12 protein-coding genes are annotated in these 16,149 nt (G+C 67.2%); 10 read left to right on the top strand and 2 right to left on the bottom strand.

The genetic code is table 11. The features are described from left to right. Positions 1-73: 73 nt before the first annotated feature. Positions 74-2,362, top strand: a complete 2,289-nt coding sequence (locus tag AC6LKG_RS06035) for a RelA/SpoT family protein (protein ID WP_498163503.1) — start codon at positions 74-76, stop codon at positions 2,360-2,362. Positions 2,363-2,470: 108 nt separating this feature from the next. Here AC6LKG_RS06035 and AC6LKG_RS06030 read toward each other — a convergent pair whose 3' ends face one another. Beyond that, positions 2,471-3,784 carry an MFS transporter gene (locus AC6LKG_RS06030; RefSeq protein WP_498163502.1) on the bottom strand — a complete coding sequence of 438 codons (1,314 nt, stop codon included), beginning with the start codon at positions 3,782-3,784 and terminating at the stop codon, positions 2,471-2,473. Between the two features lie 131 nt (positions 3,785-3,915). Here AC6LKG_RS06030 and argE point away from each other — a divergent pair, with 131 nt between their 5' ends. The 5 genes from argE to AC6LKG_RS06005 all read left to right on the top strand — a co-directional run bounded on the left by argE (position 3,916) and on the right by AC6LKG_RS06005 (position 8,992). Next, positions 3,916-5,067, top strand: a complete 1,152-nt coding sequence (gene argE / locus AC6LKG_RS06025) for an acetylornithine deacetylase (RefSeq protein WP_498163501.1) — start codon at positions 3,916-3,918, stop codon at positions 5,065-5,067. 120 nt (positions 5,068-5,187) lie between these two features. Further along, entirely contained in the window at positions 5,188-6,387 is a 1,200-nt protein-coding gene (trpB, locus tag AC6LKG_RS06020; RefSeq protein ID WP_049077531.1) for a tryptophan synthase subunit beta, read from the top strand. A gap of 1 nt (position 6,388) precedes the next feature. Then, complete coding sequence (trpA, locus tag AC6LKG_RS06015; protein ID WP_498163500.1) at positions 6,389-7,255, top strand: tryptophan synthase subunit alpha; 867 nt, start codon at positions 6,389-6,391, stop codon at positions 7,253-7,255. Between the two features lie 37 nt (positions 7,256-7,292). Then, complete coding sequence (gene accD / locus AC6LKG_RS06010; RefSeq protein ID WP_498163499.1) at positions 7,293-8,171, top strand: acetyl-CoA carboxylase, carboxyltransferase subunit beta; 879 nt, start codon at positions 7,293-7,295, stop codon at positions 8,169-8,171. Between the two features lie 272 nt (positions 8,172-8,443). Continuing rightward, on the top strand, positions 8,444-8,992 hold the full coding sequence (locus AC6LKG_RS06005; RefSeq protein ID WP_498163497.1) for an acyloxyacyl hydrolase: 549 nt from the start codon (positions 8,444-8,446) through the stop codon (positions 8,990-8,992). A gap of 149 nt (positions 8,993-9,141) precedes the next feature. Here AC6LKG_RS06005 and AC6LKG_RS06000 read toward each other — a convergent pair whose 3' ends face one another. After that, positions 9,142-12,204, bottom strand: a complete 3,063-nt coding sequence (locus tag AC6LKG_RS06000; RefSeq protein ID WP_498163495.1) for an Rne/Rng family ribonuclease — start codon at positions 12,202-12,204, stop codon at positions 9,142-9,144. 508 nt (positions 12,205-12,712) lie between these two features. On the opposite strand from AC6LKG_RS06000, the gene AC6LKG_RS05995 reads away from it, so the two are divergent. The 4 genes from AC6LKG_RS05995 (at position 12,713) to msrQ (ending at position 16,139) form a co-directional block, all read left to right on the top strand. Next, positions 12,713-13,678: an RluA family pseudouridine synthase gene (locus AC6LKG_RS05995; RefSeq protein ID WP_102965025.1), complete on the top strand. Its 966-nt coding sequence runs from the start codon at positions 12,713-12,715 to the stop codon at positions 13,676-13,678. 1 nt (position 13,679) lies between these two features. Continuing rightward, complete coding sequence (locus AC6LKG_RS05990) at positions 13,680-14,345, top strand: HAD family hydrolase (RefSeq protein WP_498163493.1); 666 nt, start codon at positions 13,680-13,682, stop codon at positions 14,343-14,345. A 175-nt stretch (positions 14,346-14,520) separates the two neighbouring features. Next, positions 14,521-15,489: a protein-methionine-sulfoxide reductase catalytic subunit MsrP gene (gene msrP / locus AC6LKG_RS05985; RefSeq protein WP_498163491.1), complete on the top strand. Its 969-nt coding sequence runs from the start codon at positions 14,521-14,523 to the stop codon at positions 15,487-15,489. After that, positions 15,486-16,139 (top strand): protein-methionine-sulfoxide reductase heme-binding subunit MsrQ, encoded by a 654-nt coding sequence (gene msrQ, locus AC6LKG_RS05980; RefSeq protein WP_498163489.1) that lies wholly within the window; start codon positions 15,486-15,488, stop codon positions 16,137-16,139. Before msrP ends, msrQ begins: the two co-directional genes overlap by 4 nt. The last annotated feature ends 10 nt before the right edge of the window (positions 16,140-16,149 follow it).

The raw sequence follows: 16,149 nt of genomic DNA, 5'->3' as shown, positions 1-16,149 counted from the left end.
CTCCTTTCGGTGTGAACAGGCCCTAGTGTAGAGTGTCGGAATCCTTGATTACCGTTGCCGCAATACTCCCGCGATGTCCGCCCCGCCCGTTCCTGATGCGCCTTCGCCTTTCGACGCTTCCTGGCGACAGGAGGCGGGGGCGGGGCTCGACGCCGATGGCCTTGCGCTTATCGACCAGGCAGTGGCCTGGTCGGTTCCCCGCTTCGAGGGCCAGCAGGCCCTGACGGGCGAACCGCTGGCCTCGCACGGCGCTGGCGTGGTGCGGATCCTGGCGGGCCTGCATACCGACGCCGCCACGCGCGCCGCGGCCCTGCTGGCCGCCTTGCCGACCGACCTGACCGCGCCGGCTCCGGCGCTGCGCAACGACCCGATCGCCGCCGCCTTCGGCGCCGAAGTCGCCCGCCTGGTGCAGGGCACCCGCGCCCTGCTGCGGCTGGGCGTGGTGGCGCGCCAGGCCAGCGACGCCGAGGCGGAAACCGGCTCGCAGAAGGAAATGCAACGCAAGATGTTGCTGGCAATGGCCGCCGACCTGCGCATCGTGCTGATGCGGCTGGCCTCGCGCCTGCGCACCCTGCGCTGGCACGCCGAAAGCAAGACGCCCTGTTCGACCGCCTTCGCCCGTGAAACCCTGGACCTGTACGCGCCCCTGGCCAACCGCCTGGGCATCTGGCAGATCAAGTGGGAAATGGAGGACCTGGCGTTTCGCTTCCTGGAGCCCGACCGCTACAAGCAGATCGCCCGCCTGCTCGAGGAAAAGCGGGTCGAGCGAGAGGCCTTCATCGCCGGCGCCATCGAACGCCTGCAGACAGCGCTGGCCAAACATGGCATCGAAGCCGAGGTCAGCGGCCGGCCCAAGCACATCTACAGCATCTGGAACAAGATGCGGGTCAAGCGCCTGGATTTCTCGCAGATGTATGACCTGCGCGCGCTGCGCATCATCGTCGACGACGTGCGCGCCTGCTACACGGCGCTGGGCATGGTGCACGAGATGTGGACGCCGCTGTCCGACGAATTCGACGATTACATCTCGCGGCCCAAGCCCAACGGCTACCGCTCGCTGCACACGGTGGTGGCCGACGACGACGGCCGCCCGTTCGAAGTGCAGATACGCACCCGCGAGATGCACCAGTTCGCCGAGTACGGCATGGCCGCGCATTGGCGCTACAAGGAAGCGGGCGCCAAGGGCGGGCAGGTGGCCGCCTCCAGCGAATACGACCGGCAACTGGCCTGGATGCGCCAGCTCTTGGCCTGGAATACCGAGGTCGAGGCGGGCGAAGCGCCCGTCGCCGACAAGTCCGACGCGGCCCGGCCTGCCGCCAAATCCGGGCCGGGCAAGAACCGCCATGCCGCCGCCGCACCCGCGCCCACGGATGAACGCATCTACGTGCTGACGCCACAGGCCCGCGTGATCGAATTGCCGGCCGGCGCCACGCCGGTCGACTTCGCCTATCACCTGCACACCGATCTTGGCCACCGCTGCCGCGGCGCGCGCGTCGACGGCCAGATGGTGCCCCTGCAGACGCGCCTGGCCACCGGCCAGACGGTCGAGATCATCTCGGCCAAGTCCGGCGGCCCGTCGCGCGACTGGCTCAACCCGCAGCTCGGTTTCCTGGCCAGCCCGCGGGCCCGCGCCAAAGTGCGCATGTGGTTCAACGCCATCGAACTGCAGCAGCGCATCACGCAAGGCCAGGCGCTGGTCGAAAAGGAACTGCAGCGGCTCGGCAAGACCGCGGTCAACCTGGAACAACTGGCGCAGAACCTCGGTTTCGCCCGCGCCGACGACCTGTACGTGGCCGCCGCCAAGGAAGAATTCAGCCTGCGCCAGATCGACGCCGTGTTCCAGCAGCCCGCGCCCGCCGCCGAGCCGCAACCGGCCGCCTTGCGCCACGCCAGCGCCGGCAGCGCCGAGAAAAGTGGCAAGAGCGGGGTGTTGGTGGTGGGCGTGGGCTCGCTGCTGACGCAACTGGCGCGCTGCTGCCGCCCGGCCCCCCCCGATGCCATCGCCGGCTTCGTGACGCGCGGGCGCGGCGTGTCGATCCACCGCTGCGACTGCCACAGCTATCTGGCGCTGGCCGCGCGCGAGCCCGAGCGGGTGATCGAGGTGGCCTGGGGCGAGACCCCGGCGGACACTTTCTATCCAGTCGACATCAGCGTGCGCGCGCACGACCGCTCCGGCCTGCTGCGCGACCTGTCCGAAGTGTTCGCGCGCCTGCGGCTGAACGTGGTGGGCGTGAACACCCAGAGCCGGCAGTCGCTGGCCCATATGGTGTTCACGGTGGAAGTGCGCGGCGGGGAATCGCTGGCGCGCGCGCTGGATGCGCTGGCCGAAGTGCCGGGCGTCTCGTCGGCGGTGCGCCGCTAGCCGCGCATGGGCCCGTGGGACGGGCCGCCCGGGTCAGGGCCGCCCGGCTAGGGGCCGCGCCGAGTAAAGCGTCCCGGGCCAGGGCGCCCGGGATCATGGCGACGGATCTCAGTGATCCAGGTTCTCGTGGGCGCGTTCGCGCATGAAGAAAGAGGCCACCAGCCCCAGCGCCACGCCGAACATCACGTAGTAGGCCGGGGCCATCGGCGACCCGGTGGTCTTGATCAGCCAGGTCACGATGAACTGGGCGAAGCCGCCGAAGATCATTACCGCCACGTTATAGGCCAGCGACAGGCCCACCGAGCGAACCCGGGCCGGGAACAGTTCCGCCATGACGGTACTGAACACGCCGAAGAAGGCCGACACGAAGAAGCACACCACGACCTGCACGGTCAGCAGACGGCTGATCGATGGCGCATCGGACAACCAGTGGTACAGCGGGTACAGCACCACCAGGTAGCCGATCAGCGAGCCGATGACGAGGGGGCGGCGGCCGACGCGGTCCGACCAGGCGCCCATGAACGGCGTCAGCAGCACCATCAGCGCCGCGCCCGCCATCTGTACCAGGAAGGTCTGGTTCAACGGCAGCTTCAGGATCTGCGTCGAATAGGTCACCAGGTAGGTGAAAGTGATGTAGATCGACACCGTCGCCGTCACCACCAGGCCCACGCCGATCAAGGTTTCGCGCGTGTGGGCGCGGACCATCTCGCCCAGGCTCAGGCGCCGCACCTCGCCGCGCGCGGCGGCCTGGCGTTCGTCTTCCTTCATCTGCTTGAAGGCATCGGTTTCGTCGATGTTGCGGCGGATATAGATGGCGATCGGCACAATAACCAGGCCGAACGCGAACGGCAGGCGCCAGGCCCAGGCAGTGATCTGCTCCTGCGTGAAGAACTCGGTGATCAGGGTGCCGCAGGCCGCGCCGAGCAGCAGCGCCAGCATCTGCCCGGCCATCTGCCACGAGCCATAGAACCCGCGCCTGCCGTTGGGCGCCATCTCTATCAGCAGGGCGGTCGAGGTGCCGAATTCGCCGCCGGCCGAAAAGCCCTGCAGCAGCCGCGCGATCAGGATGAAAATGGGGGCCAGGATGCCGGCCGCGTGATAGGTGGGCGCCACGGTGATCAGGGCGATCGACACCGCCATCAGCGAGGTCACCAGTACCATGGCTGCCTTGCGGCCCTTCTTGTCGCCATACAGGCCGAGGATGATGCCGCCCACCGGTCGCATGAAGAAGCCGACGCCGAAGATCGCCGTGGTCATCAGGATGGCGTTCAGCTCGCTGCCGGGAACGCTGGGGTCGGTGGGGAAGAACAATTTCGAGATGATCGGCGTCATGAACGCGAACACCAGGAAGTCATACCATTCGAGGGCATTGCCGATCACTGCCGCCACGATGTTGCGCGTGGGAACTGCTTTGTGCTGCACGGTTTCTCCTAGGGGCTTGCTGCTTGAAGGCCGACATTCTAGGCCCAGGCGCGCCGCGCGGCCGGTCCGGGGCGCGGGACGCGGACGCGTCCTGGCTTTACACTGCTGCTTTTGCCCAAGAGAGTTGCTACATGAACGCGCGCACCTGGCTGGAGACGCTGGTTGGTTTCGACACCACCAGCCGAAATTCCAATCTCGCCCTCATCGAGACTGTCCGTGACTGGCTCAAGGGCCAGGGCGTCGAGGCGTGGCTGGCGCACAATCCCGAGCGCACCAAGGCCAACCTTTTCGCCACCCTGCCAGCGCAGGACGGCAACCAGCAGGGCGGCATCGTCCTGTCGGGCCACACCGACGTGGTGCCGGTCGATGGCCAGGACTGGAGCACCGACCCGTTCAAGCTGGTCGAGAAAGACGGCCTGCTGTACGGCCGCGGCAGTTGCGACATGAAGGGTTTCATCGCCGGCTCGCTGGCGCTGGTGCCGGATTTTCTGGCCATGCCGCGCAAGAAGCCGATCCACCTGGCGTTCTCTTACGACGAAGAGGTCGGCTGCGCCGGCGCGCCCTACATGCTGGCCGACCTGCACGACCGCGGCATCCGCCCCGAAGGCTGCGTGGTGGGCGAACCCACCGGCATGCAGGTGGTGGTGGCGCACAAGGGCATCAACCTGTTCCGCTGCAAGGTGCACGGCAAGGCGGCGCACTCGTCGCTGACCCCGCGCGGCTGCAACGCCATCGAATACGCCGCCCGCCTGATCTGCCGCATCCGCGATCTGGCCGACAGTTTCAAGGCCAATGGCCCGTACGACCAGTTCTACGACGTGCCGTTTTCCACCATGACCACCAACCAGATCCGTGGCGGCATCGCGGTCAACACCATCCCCGAGCTGTGCGAATTCACCTACGAATTCCGCAACCTGCCGGGCATGCAACCCGACCAGATCCAGGCCGAAGTCGAAAAATACGTGCGCGATGAGCTCCTGCCGCGCATGAAGGCCGAATTCGACGGCGCCAGCATCGAGATCGAGACCGGCGCCGCCGCGCCCGCCCTGGAAGCCTCCGAAGAGGCCGCCATCACCCAGTTGGTGCGCGCACTGACCGAGGATCGCGCCACCCGCAAGGTTGCCTATGGCACCGAAGCCGGCCTGTTCCAGGGCATCGGCATCCCGACCGTGGTCTGCGGACCGGGCCACATCGAACAGGCCCACAAGCCCAACGAGTTCGTCGCGCTCGATCAACTGGCGGCCTGCGAGACCTTCCTGCGCCGCCTGGGGCAGTCGCTCTGACGCGCGCGGCCAGGCGGCGGGGCGCGCAGCCCCGCCGCGGCCGGCGTCAGGTAAAATGACGGGTTGCAAACCGGATTCGCGGACGGCAAAGGCTGGCCGCGATACCGGGGGAGATGCTTGGTGAAACCTTACGATTTTCCGGATGCCCAGGGCCATTTCGGCCCTTATGGCGGTGTTTTCGTGGCGGAAACGCTGATGCATGCGCTCGACGAGCTGCGTGCCGCCTATGACCGTTACCGTGTCGATCCCGCCTTCCTGGAAGAGTTCAACTACGAACTCAAGCATTTCGTCGGCCGTCCCAGCCCGGTCTACCACGCCCGCCGCTGGTCCGAGCTGGTGGGCGGCGCCCAGATCTGGTTCAAGCGCGAAGACCTGAACCACACCGGCGCGCACAAGGTCAATAACTGCATCGGCCAGGCGCTCCTGGCCAAGCGCATGGGCAAGCCGCGCGTCATCGCCGAAACCGGCGCCGGCCAGCATGGCGTGGCCACGGCCACGGTGGCGGCCCGCTACGGCATGGAATGCGTGGTCTACATGGGCAGCGAAGACGTGCGCCGCCAGGCCTCCAACGTCTACCGCATGAAGCTGCTGGGGGCCACGGTGGTGCCGGTTACATCCGGCTCGCGCACCCTGAAGGACGCGCTCAACGAAGCCATGCGCGACTGGGTCACCAACATTGAGAACACCTTCTACATCATCGGCACGGTGGCGGGGCCCGATCCCTACCCGCGCATGGTGCGCGATTTCCAGACCGTCATCGGCAACGAATGCCTGACGCAGATGCCCGAGGCCATCGGCCGCCAGCCCGACTACGTCGTGGCCGCGGTCGGCGGCGGCTCCAACGCCATGGGCATCTTCCACCCCTACATTCCCTACGAGAACGTGCGCCTGATCGGCGTCGAAGCCGCCGGCGAAGGCATGGACAGCGGCAAGCACGCCGCGTCGCTGGCCGCGGGCCAGGTTGGCGTGCTGCACGGCAACCGCACCTACGTCATGCAGGATGCCGACGGCCAGGTGCAGGAAACGCATTCGGTCTCGGCCGGGCTGGACTACCCGGGCGTCGGTCCCGAGCATGCCTGGCTCAAGGACTCCGGCCGCGCCGAATACGTCGGCATCACCGACGACGAAGCGCTGAAGGCCTTCCACGATTGCTGCCGCATCGAAGGCATCATGCCGGCGCTGGAGTCCTCGCACGCCATCGCCCAGGCCGTGAAGATGGCCGCCACGCTGCCGCGCGACGCCGTCATCCTGGTCAATCTGTCGGGCCGCGGCGACAAGGACATGCATACCGTCGCCGAACGTGCCGGTATCGAGCTCTAACATGACGACAACCCGTTCCGATCGCATTGCCGCCGCCTTCGGGCGCACCGCCGAATCCGGCCGTGCCGCGGCGCTCATCCCCTACATCGCGGCCGGCGACCCGTCGCCCGCCGCCACCGTTCCCCTGATGCACGCGCTGGTCGAGGCCGGCGCCGACGTCATCGAACTGGGCGTGCCGTTCTCCGATCCCATGGCCGACGGCCCGGTGATCCAGCGCGCCGCCGAGCGCGCCATCGCGCAGGGCGTGGGCCTGGGCCGGGTGCTCGACCTTGTGGCCGAGTTCCGCCAGCGCGATACCGCCACCCCCGTGGTACTGATGGGCTATGCCAACCCCATCGAACGCATGGGCCAGGCTGAATTCGCCCGCCGTGCCGAGGCCGCGGGCGTGGATGGTGTCCTGGTGGTCGACTATCCGCCCGAGGAAGTGGTCGAATTCGCCGAAACGCTTGGCCGCCACGGCATCGCCCCGATCTTCCTGCTTGCCCCCACGTCCACCGACGCGCGTATCCAGGCCGTGGCCGGCGTGGCTCGTGGTTATGTCTACTATGTCTCGCTCAAGGGCGTGACGGGGGCCGGGTCGCTCAATACCGACGACGTCGCCGAACGCGTGGCGGTGATCCGCCGCCAACTGGGCGATATCCCGGTCGGCGTGGGCTTTGGCATCCGCGACGCCGACAGCGCGCAGCGCGTGGCGCGCGTGGCCGACGCGGTCGTCATCGGCAGCAAACTGATTGAAACCATGGAGCAGGCGGTGGCCAACGCCCCCGCCGGCCAGCAAACCGACGCCGCAGTCGCCGCCGCCAGCGGCTGGCTGCGCACCATCCGGCAGGCGCTGGATCAAGTAAAACGACCGAGCGCGTCGGCCTGAGCGGCCTGGCGCGACTTCCTTACGGGATGAACAAACAATGAGCTGGATCGAAAAACTCCTGCCGCCTCGCATCAACAAAACCAGCGACAGCGGCGCCCGCCGCGTGCCCGAAGGCCTGTGGGTGAAATGCCCGTCGTGCGAAACGGTGCTGTACAGCGAAGACCTGGCGGCCAACCTGCACGTCTGCCCCAAGTGCGATCACCACATGCGCATCGGCGCCCGTGCCCGCATCGACTCGCTGCTCGACATGGAAGGTCGGGTCGAGATCGGCCAGAGCACGCGTTCGGTCGACTCTCTTAAATTCAAGGACACCCGCAAGTATCCCGAGCGCCTGGCAGAAGCCGTCAAGCAGACCGGCGAGACCGATGCGCTGGTGGTGGTCAGCGGCTCCATTCGCGGCGTGCCGGCCACGCTGGCCTGCTTTGAATTCGAGTTCATGGGTGGCTCCATGGGCTCGGTGGTCGGCGAACGCTTCGCGCGCGGGGCCCAGGCCGCGCTTGACAACAAGACGCCCTTCATCTGTGTCGCCGCCTCGGGTGGCGCGCGCATGCAGGAGAGCCTGCTGTCGCTGATGCAAATGGCCAAGACCAACGCCATGCTGACGCGCCTGTCGGCCGCCGGCCTGCCGTTCATCAGCGTGCTCACCGATCCCACCATGGGTGGCGTGTCCGCCAGCTTCGCCTTCATGGGCGACGTGGTCATCGCCGAGCCCAAGGCCCTCATCGGCTTTGCCGGCCCGCGTGTGATCGAACAGACCGTGCGCGAAAAGCTGCCGGAAGGCTTCCAGCGCGCCGAGTTCCTGCTGCAGAAGGGCGCCATCGACATGGTGGTCGATCGCCGCCAGTTGCGCGAGGAAATCGCCCGCCTGCTGGCACTGCTGACCAATCAGCCGGCTGACGTCGTCACGCCCGCCTGACCCCGTCTGGCCGGGTCTTGCTGACCCGGTGGAACGACATGCAAAAAAAGCCGCCGCGCCTCGGCGCCGGCGGCTTTTTTGCATGCCTTGGGCCCGTGTCATGACAACGCATTGTTCGCGCCGGGCGGAACAGTGTTTTCCACTTTTTTTGTTGCCTTATTGCGACATGTTGCGAGCCTTCTGGTCCGGTTTTTGCTATGTTCTGTAGTACTGGATAACACTCGTGAATTACGCCGAGATGTTCATCCCAACAAAATACGGAGTTGCTTCCAATGCAGTCAACCAAGAAGAAGATGCTTGCCCGCCTTGTCGGTTTGGCCCTTGCAGGCGCCGCGACCATCGCCAGCGCCCAGTCGTCCGAAGGCACCCAAGGTGGCGTGAGCCTGCACTACGGTGTTGGCGACCATTACCAGCGTTTCACGCTTAACTACGAGACCCCTTCGGTCTGGACCTACCAATTCGGCGGCAACTGGGGCCGCCTGGACCTGACGCCCGAACTCGGTGTGTCGTACTGGTGGGCCGACGGCGATCGCTCGCCCAGCAGCGTGTGGCAATTGAATGCCATTCCGATGTTCCGCTGGTGGACCGGCGAGCGCTTCTATCTCGAAGCGGGTATCGGCGCGACCGTGTTTTCGCGCACCCGCTTCGCCAACGAGAACATCAGCACCGCCTTCCAGTTTGGCGACCACGTCGGCCTGGGCTTCCTGCTGACCCCGAACAATCGCATCGGCCTGCGCTATTCGCATTTCTCCAACGCCAGCATCAAGCGCCCGAACCCGGGCCTGGATACGGTGCAACTGACCTACACGTACCAGTTCTGATCGTCCCGCGATCCGGTTTGGTGAAAGAACCCTCGGCAGCGAGGGTTTTTTTTCGTCCCTGGATGGTGCGGCAACATCCGCAGCCGAAGGCCAGAACGCAAAAAAAAAACCCCCATCGCATTGATGGGGGCTTTTGCCTCGCGCCGCGCTCAGTGGCGGGTTTCGACCTGAACCAGCGGTTCGTTCGAAACCGGAGCCACCGGCTTGCGCTCGCGACCCAAGCGGACCGGCGTGTGCGCCGCGGCGATGCGCAGTTGCGTCTGGGCGTGGCGCTCGGGGTCGGTTTCCACCCACTGCAGGCCGGCGGCGTTGACCACCTCATGCAGGGCCTGGGCCTTGGCCGAGGGGGCCGTCGCCGGCACCACGATAGGCTGGGCGCTGGTCGGCGCGGCCTGCTCGGTCGAGGCGGCTGGCGCAGCCACCGGAGCGGGCGATTCCACCGGGGCGGGCGATTCCACTGGAACGGGCGCGGCAAGCGGCTCGACCGGCGTGGCGACCGTTTCGGCGGGAGCCGTCGTGACCAGAGGTTCCACCACCGGCTCGGCCGTGGCGGCTTCCACCTGCTCGGCGGCGGGCGCGGCTTCGGACACCTGGCTGGCGGGTTCGACCGTCACCGGCGCGGTCGTCTCGGCAGCCGGGCTTTGCGTGGGCTGCGGCGTCACCGGTTCGGCCAGGGCAGGGGCCTGCTCGACCGGGGTGGGGGACGGCGCGGCTTCGGCCTGGATGGCTTCAGCCGCTTGTGCCGGAGCCGGCTCGACCGCAGGGGCGGTCGGCGCGGGAGCGGCGGTCACGGTCTCGGCCTGTTCGCCAGCGTCTTCCTCGGCGCCGTCTTCCAGTTGCTCTTCGCTGCCTGCCACGCCGGACTCGTCCTGGCTGCGGCGACCGCGGCGGCTGCGGCGGCGGCGGCGCTTGCGCTCCGGATCGGCGGCGCCTTCGGCGCCTTCGAGCGGCGGCACGCCATCGACGCCCTGTTCGGTGACGTCGGCTTCGGCCTGGGCGTTGGGCTGGCGGGCTTCAGGCAGTGCGGTGGCGACCGTCTGGGCCAGCGCCGCGACCATGCTTTCCTGGTCGCTCATCGGCGTGTCGGCCTGGCCTTCCTCGCGGCGGTTGCGGCCACGGCCACGGCGGCGGTTACGGCCGGCGCCGGTGTCTTCGCCAGCGGCTTCCGGCGCGGTGTCAGGACGGTTCGAGGCTTGCGCGGCCTGCACGGCCTGATCGCGTTCGCCGCGTTCGTTGCGATTGTGGCGTTCGCCCCGTTCCTGGCGCTCGCCGCGCTCACCGTCGGCGCGGCGATTGCCGCGGATGTGGCGGCCGCCCTCGCTGCCTTCGGCGCCTTCCGCGCGCGACTCACCGCGGCGGTTGCGGTTGCGGTCGGAGCCATGGCGTTCACCGCGGCGTTCCTGGCCATCGTGCCGGCCCTTGCCGCCACGCGAAGACGTGGTGGCGCGCTTGGCGCTGGCCTCTTCCTGGGTGGCGGCGGGGGCCGCCTTGGCGGGTTCGCTGCTGCCGGTGAGCCAGCCGAACAGGCGCTTGAACAGGCCGGGAACGCCCGATTGCGCCGGAGTGGCCGCGGGAGCGGGCGCCGGGGCGGGGGTCGACATCGGAGCCGGCTGCGAGGGCGTGATGCCCTTGACCAGCGCTTCCGGACGGGCCTTGATCTCGCTTTCGCGCGGCTGCCAGGGGGCGTCGGTGGCGGGAGCCTCGACCAGCTCGAAGCTGGTCTTCACTTCTTCCAGGCGCGGATCGTCGTGGCGCAGGCGTTCGATGTGGTGGTGCGGCGTTTCCAGGTGCTTGTTGGGGATCAGCACCAGGTTGACCTTCAGGCGGGCTTCCATCTTGGTGATGTCGGCGCGCTTTTCGTTCAGCAGGTAGGTCGCCACGTCGACCGGCACCTGGGCGTGGACCGCCGCGGTGTTTTCCTTCATGGCTTCTTCCTGCAGCAGGCGCAGGACGTGCAGGGCGCTGGATTCGGCGTCGCGGATCACGCCGGTGCCGTTACAGCGCGGGCAGGTGATGTGCGAGCCTTCGTTCAGGGCCGGACGCAGGCGCTGGCGCGACAGTTCCATCAGGCCGAAGCGCGAGATCTTGCCCATCTGGACGCGGGCGCGGTCGAAATGGAGGGCGTCACGCAGGCGCTGTTCGACGGCGCGCTGGTTCTTGCTGTCTTCCATGTCGATGAAGTCGATGACGATCAGGCCGCCCAGGTCGCGCAAGCGCAGTTGGCGGGCCACTTCGTCGGCGGCTTCCGAGTTGGTCCGCAGGGCGGTTTCCTCGATGTCGGCGCCGCGGGTCGAGCGGGCCGAGTTGACGTCCACGGACACCAGCGCTTCGGTGTGGTCGATGACGATGGCGCCGCCCGAGGGCAGCGTGACCGTGCGCGAGTAGGCCGTTTCGATCTGGTGTTCGATCTGGAAGCGCGAGAACAGCGGGATGTCGTCGCGGTAGCGCTTCACGCGCTGGACGTTGTCCGGCATCACCACGCTCATGAACGCGGTGGCCTGGTCGGCGATCTCGTCCGTGTCGATCAGGATCTCGCCGATCTCGGGCGAGAAGTAATCGCGGATGGCGCGGATGACCAGGCTCGATTCCAGGTAGATCAGGATGGGCGCGGAGTTGTCGCGCGCGGCGCCGTCGATGGCGGTCCAGAGCTGCAACAGATACGACAAGTCCCATTGCAGTTCTTCGACGTTGCGGCCGATGCCGGCGGTGCGGGCGATGATGCTCATGCCCTGGGGCAGTTCGAGCTGCTCCATCGTGTCGCGCAGTTCCTGGCGGTCCTCGCCCTCGACGCGGCGCGAAACGCCACCGCCACGGGGGTTGTTGGGCATCAGGACCAGGTAGCGGCCGGCCAGCGAGATGAACGTGGTCAGGGCGGCGCCCTTGTTGCCGCGCTCTTCCTTTTCAACCTGGACGATCAGTTCCTGGCCTTCGCGCAGGGCGTCCTGGATGCGGGCGGTGCGGACGTCGACGCCTTCCTTGAAGAAGCTGCGGGCCACTTCCTTGAAGGGAAGAAAGCCGTGGCGGTCTTCGCCGTAGTTGACGAAGCAGGCTTCGAGGCCGGGTTCGATCCGGGTGATGACACCTTTGTAGATGTTGCCTTTGCGTTGTTCGCGGCCGGCAGTCTCGATGTCGAGGTCGATGAGTTTTTGCCCATCGACGATAGCGACGCGTAATTCTTCCTGGTGCGTCGCATTGAACAGCATGCGCTTCATGAGAGGGTTTCTCCGTTGTCATGACGCGCCGATATCGGCGCGTGACCTCGGGCCACTCGGGCTGCGGCTGAAGCGGGCAAGAAGATGCGGACCGTACCTGGGCGGCGCCCAGGCGTATCCGCCGCGGGTCAGGCGGGCACGTCGTGCCGTGGGGCACGGGGTTCTTTCAGCAGGAGGGTCAGCTTCACTGAATGTGGTTTGACGGAAATGTGCTGTGAACGGCAGTTGCGGCTGGATTGGTTGCCGGCGCGCAGCTGGTGCTTTAAATATGCGACGATTCTTGCAGTGCTTCAAGCCGCTTGCGGCAGGCAACGGACCTGCTGGGACAGCGGGCAAGATGAATGCCACACCACTATCCGGCAGGGCGCGGTTGCGCCGGCGACCAAATGACCCAGGGGTTGAATGAGCAGGCAGTACAATGGCGGCCCACGCGCTCGACGGAGTTGCGTACTTGAGTTGCATCTCTACGCCAGCGGCTGATTCAGCCCCTTAAGGCTGTCCCGATTATATGTCGCTTTCCGCAATGCGCAAAGAAACTTCCTCCCCTATGGCCCCCCCCTCCGTCCGCATGGTGGAAGTGGGCGCCGAACACGCCGGCCAGCGCCTGGATAATTACCTGATGCGCCTGTGCAAGGGCGTCCCCAAAACCCACATCTACAAGGCCATCCGCGGCGGCGAGGTCCGGGTAAACAAGGGACGTATCTCGGTCGACTATCGGGTGGCCGAAGGAGATATGGTCCGTATTCCGCCGCTGCGCCTGCCCGACCCAGGCAAGCCCAGGCCGGTGCCGGCCGCCGAGTTTCCGGTGGTGTTCGAGGACGACGCGATGCTGGTGGTGGACAAGCCGGCAGGCGTGGCCGTCCACGGCGGCAGCGGCGTGTCCTTCGGCGTCATCGAGCAACTGCGCGCCGCACGGCCCGAGGCCAAGTTCCTGGAGCTGGTACACCGGCTCGACCGCGAAACCTCCGGCCTGCTGATGGTCGCCAAGAAACGCAGCGCGCTGCTGGCCCTGCACGCCATGCTGCGCGAGGGGCGCAGCGACAAGCACTATTACGCGCTGGTCGAGGGCGACTGGGTCAACGACCGCCAGCACATCAAGCTGTCGCTGTCCAAATGGACCACCCAGTCCGGCGAACGCCGCGTCAAGGTCGATCCCGACGGCCAGACCGCCCACACCATCATCACGCTCAAGCAACGCTTCGGCCGCTACAGCCTGGTGGACGCCGAGCTGCGCACCGGGCGTACCCACCAGATCCGCGTGCACCTGGCGGCGAGCGGCTTTCCCATCGTCGGCGACGACAAATACGGGCACGACGAAGTCCGCGCCGAGTTCTCCCGCATGGGCTTCGGCCGCATGTTCCTTCACGCGCACCAATTGACCCTGAACCATCCGCTGACGGGCGAACCGATGACGCTGACGGCCGAACTGCCGCCCGCCTGTCGGAAAATACTGAAACAACTGGAGTCGGTCTGATATGTCGTATTCGCTGGTCGTTTTTGACTGGGATGGAACCCTGATGGATTCCACGCACAGCATCGTGGCCGCCATCCAGGGGGCCTGTCGCGACCTGGAGCTGCCGGTGCCATCGGCCTCCGACGCCAGCTGGGTGATCGGGCTGTCGCTGGAAAGCGCGCTGCGCCGCGCCGTGCCGCAACTGACCCAGGCGATGCTGCCGCGCTTCCTGGAGCGCTACCGTACCCATTACCTGCTGCGCGATCCTGAACTGCGCCTGTTCGATGGCATTCCCGAGTTGTTGACGGCGCTGGCCGAGCGAGACGTGCGGCTGGCCGTGGCCACAGGCAAGAGCCGGGTCGGCCTGACCCGCGCCCTGGCCGCGACCGGCCTGGGGCCGATGTTCGACGCCACCCGCACCGCCGACGAGACCTTCAGCAAGCCACATCCGGCCATGCTGCACGAGCTGATGACCGAACTGGACGTCGATCCGGCCCGGGTAGTGATGGTGGGCGACACCTCTCATGACCTGCAGATGGCCACCAATGCCGGCGTGCATGGCCTGGGCGTGACCTACGGTGCGCACACCCTGAAGGAACTCGAAGGTTGTGGCCCGCAGGCCATCCTGGACAGCGTGCCGCGGGTGCGCGAATGGCTGCTTGGCCGGACGCTGGCGGCGGCCGCCTGAGCCGTCCCCCGCGGCTGGGCGGCCCGATCGTGAGGGAACGCCGGCAGCCCGATTGGGTCTATCGCTGATCCGCGCCGCCGCTGTCGGCGGAATATCATGGGGTCACGCAACGTCCACACTCTGTGCGAGGTGGTCGAAAGGCGCCCCCACGCGCCGGCCCTTCCAGGAGAATCCCATGCTGATACGCAAGCCCGACGACATCATTCCGTCCGATATCACCAGCGAGGCGGTCTGGCGCTCGCGCCGCGACCTTATCCTGCGCGCGGGCGTCGCGGCGGCCGGGCTGGGGCTGCCTGGCTGGGCTGCACGCAGCGCCTTTGCTCAGGGGGCCGCTGCCGGCACCCTGGCGGGGCGGCCCAATGCGGCCTTCAGCGTCATGGACAAGCAGACTTCCTTCGCTGATATCACGTCCTACAACAACTACTACGAATTCGGCGTCGACAAGGGCGAGCCCGCGTCCAACGCAGGCAAGCTGCAGACCCGCCCGTGGACGGTCAGCGTCGAAGGCGAAGTCGGCAAGCCGCGCACCTTCGACATCGACGAGCTGCTCAAGCTGGCGCCCATGGAAGAGCGCGTCTACCGGCTGCGCTGCGTCGAAGGCTGGTCCATGGTGATTCCCTGGGTCGGCTATTCGCTATCGGCGCTGCTCAAGCAGGTCGAGCCCACTGGAAATGCCAAGTATGTGGAATTCGTCACGGCCGTGCAGCGCGAGAACATGCCGGGGGTGCGCAGCGCCATCCTCGACTGGCCCTATGTCGAGGGCCTGCGCATCGACGAGGCCATGCATCCGCTGGCCATGCTGGTGTTCGGCGTCTACGGCAAGGTCCTGCCCAACCAGAATGGCGCGCCGTTGCGGCTGGCCGTGCCCTGGAAGTACGGCTTCAAGTCGGGCAAGTCGCTGGTCAGGATCCGCCTGGTGGAAAAGCAGCCGGTGTCCTCGTGGATCAAGGCCGCGCCGCAGGAATACGGCTTCTATGCCAACGTCAATCCCACGGTGCCGCACCCGCGCTGGAGCCAGGCCACCGAGCGCCGCATCGGCGAGGACGGCCTGTTCACGCCCAAGCGCAAGACCCTTATGTTCAACGGTTATGCCGAGCAGGTCGCGTCGCTCTACCAGGGCATGGACCTGAAGGCCAACTATTGAAGCCGCCAGTGGCCGAGGGCGCTGGCGCCGCCCCGGCGCGCAAGCCGCAGTGGTCGGCGCGGGCTGTCGGACGCGCCAAGCCCTGGCTGTTCCTGCTGGGCCTGGCGCCGTTCGCGCGCTGGATCTGGCTGGGCTTCACCAATGGCCTGACCGCGAACCCGGTTGAATTCCTGACCCGCTCGTCAGGCACCTGGACGCTCGTGTGCCTGCTCGTGACACTGGCGATCACGCCCTTGCGGCGCCTGACCGGGCAGCCGGCGCTGGTGCGCCTGCGCCGCATGTGCGGCCTGTTCGCGTTCTTCTATGGCGCCATGCATTTCATGGCCTGGGTCTGGTGGGACCGGGGCCTCGATCCGGCGGCCATGCTGCAAGACATCGGCGAGCGGCCCTTCATCACAGTGGGGTTCGCCGCCTTCGTGCTGATGACCGCGCTGGCGGCCACCTCCACGCAGTGGGCCATGCGCAAGCTGGGCCGCCGCTGGCAGCAACTGCACCGCGCCATCTATCTGATCGGCCTGCTGGCGATACTGCACTACTGGTGGCACAAGGCCGGCAAGAACGACCTGTCGCAGCCTGCCCTGTATGCCGCGGTGCTGGCGCTGCTGCTGGGCTGGAGACTGGTGGTTTGGTGGCGCCGCCGCCCGGGGTGAGCGGCGCGCC

The organism is Achromobacter sp. 46006 (assembly GCF_059761975.1).
This window is presented reverse-complemented; position numbering and strand designations above follow the sequence as displayed.

Bases quoted from the DNA above. Each gene is read 5' to 3' on its own strand.
- AC6LKG_RS06035 (WP_498163503.1), top strand. From the start codon at position 74: ATGTCCGCCCCGCCCGTTCCTGATGCGCCTTCGCCTTTCGACGCTTCC.
- argE (WP_498163501.1), top strand. From the start codon at position 3,916: ATGAACGCGCGCACCTGGCTGGAGACGCTGGTTGGTTTCGACACCACC.
- trpA (WP_498163500.1), top strand. From the start codon at position 6,389: ATGACGACAACCCGTTCCGATCGCATTGCCGCCGCCTTCGGGCGCACC.
- accD (WP_498163499.1), top strand. From the start codon at position 7,293: ATGAGCTGGATCGAAAAACTCCTGCCGCCTCGCATCAACAAAACCAGC.
- AC6LKG_RS06005 (WP_498163497.1), top strand. From the start codon at position 8,444: ATGCAGTCAACCAAGAAGAAGATGCTTGCCCGCCTTGTCGGTTTGGCC.
- AC6LKG_RS06000 (WP_498163495.1), bottom strand. From the start codon at position 12,204: ATGAAGCGCATGCTGTTCAATGCGACGCACCAGGAAGAATTACGCGTC.
- AC6LKG_RS05995 (WP_102965025.1), top strand. From the start codon at position 12,713: ATGTCGCTTTCCGCAATGCGCAAAGAAACTTCCTCCCCTATGGCCCCC.
- AC6LKG_RS05990 (WP_498163493.1), top strand. From the start codon at position 13,680: ATGTCGTATTCGCTGGTCGTTTTTGACTGGGATGGAACCCTGATGGAT.
- msrP (WP_498163491.1), top strand. From the start codon at position 14,521: ATGCTGATACGCAAGCCCGACGACATCATTCCGTCCGATATCACCAGC.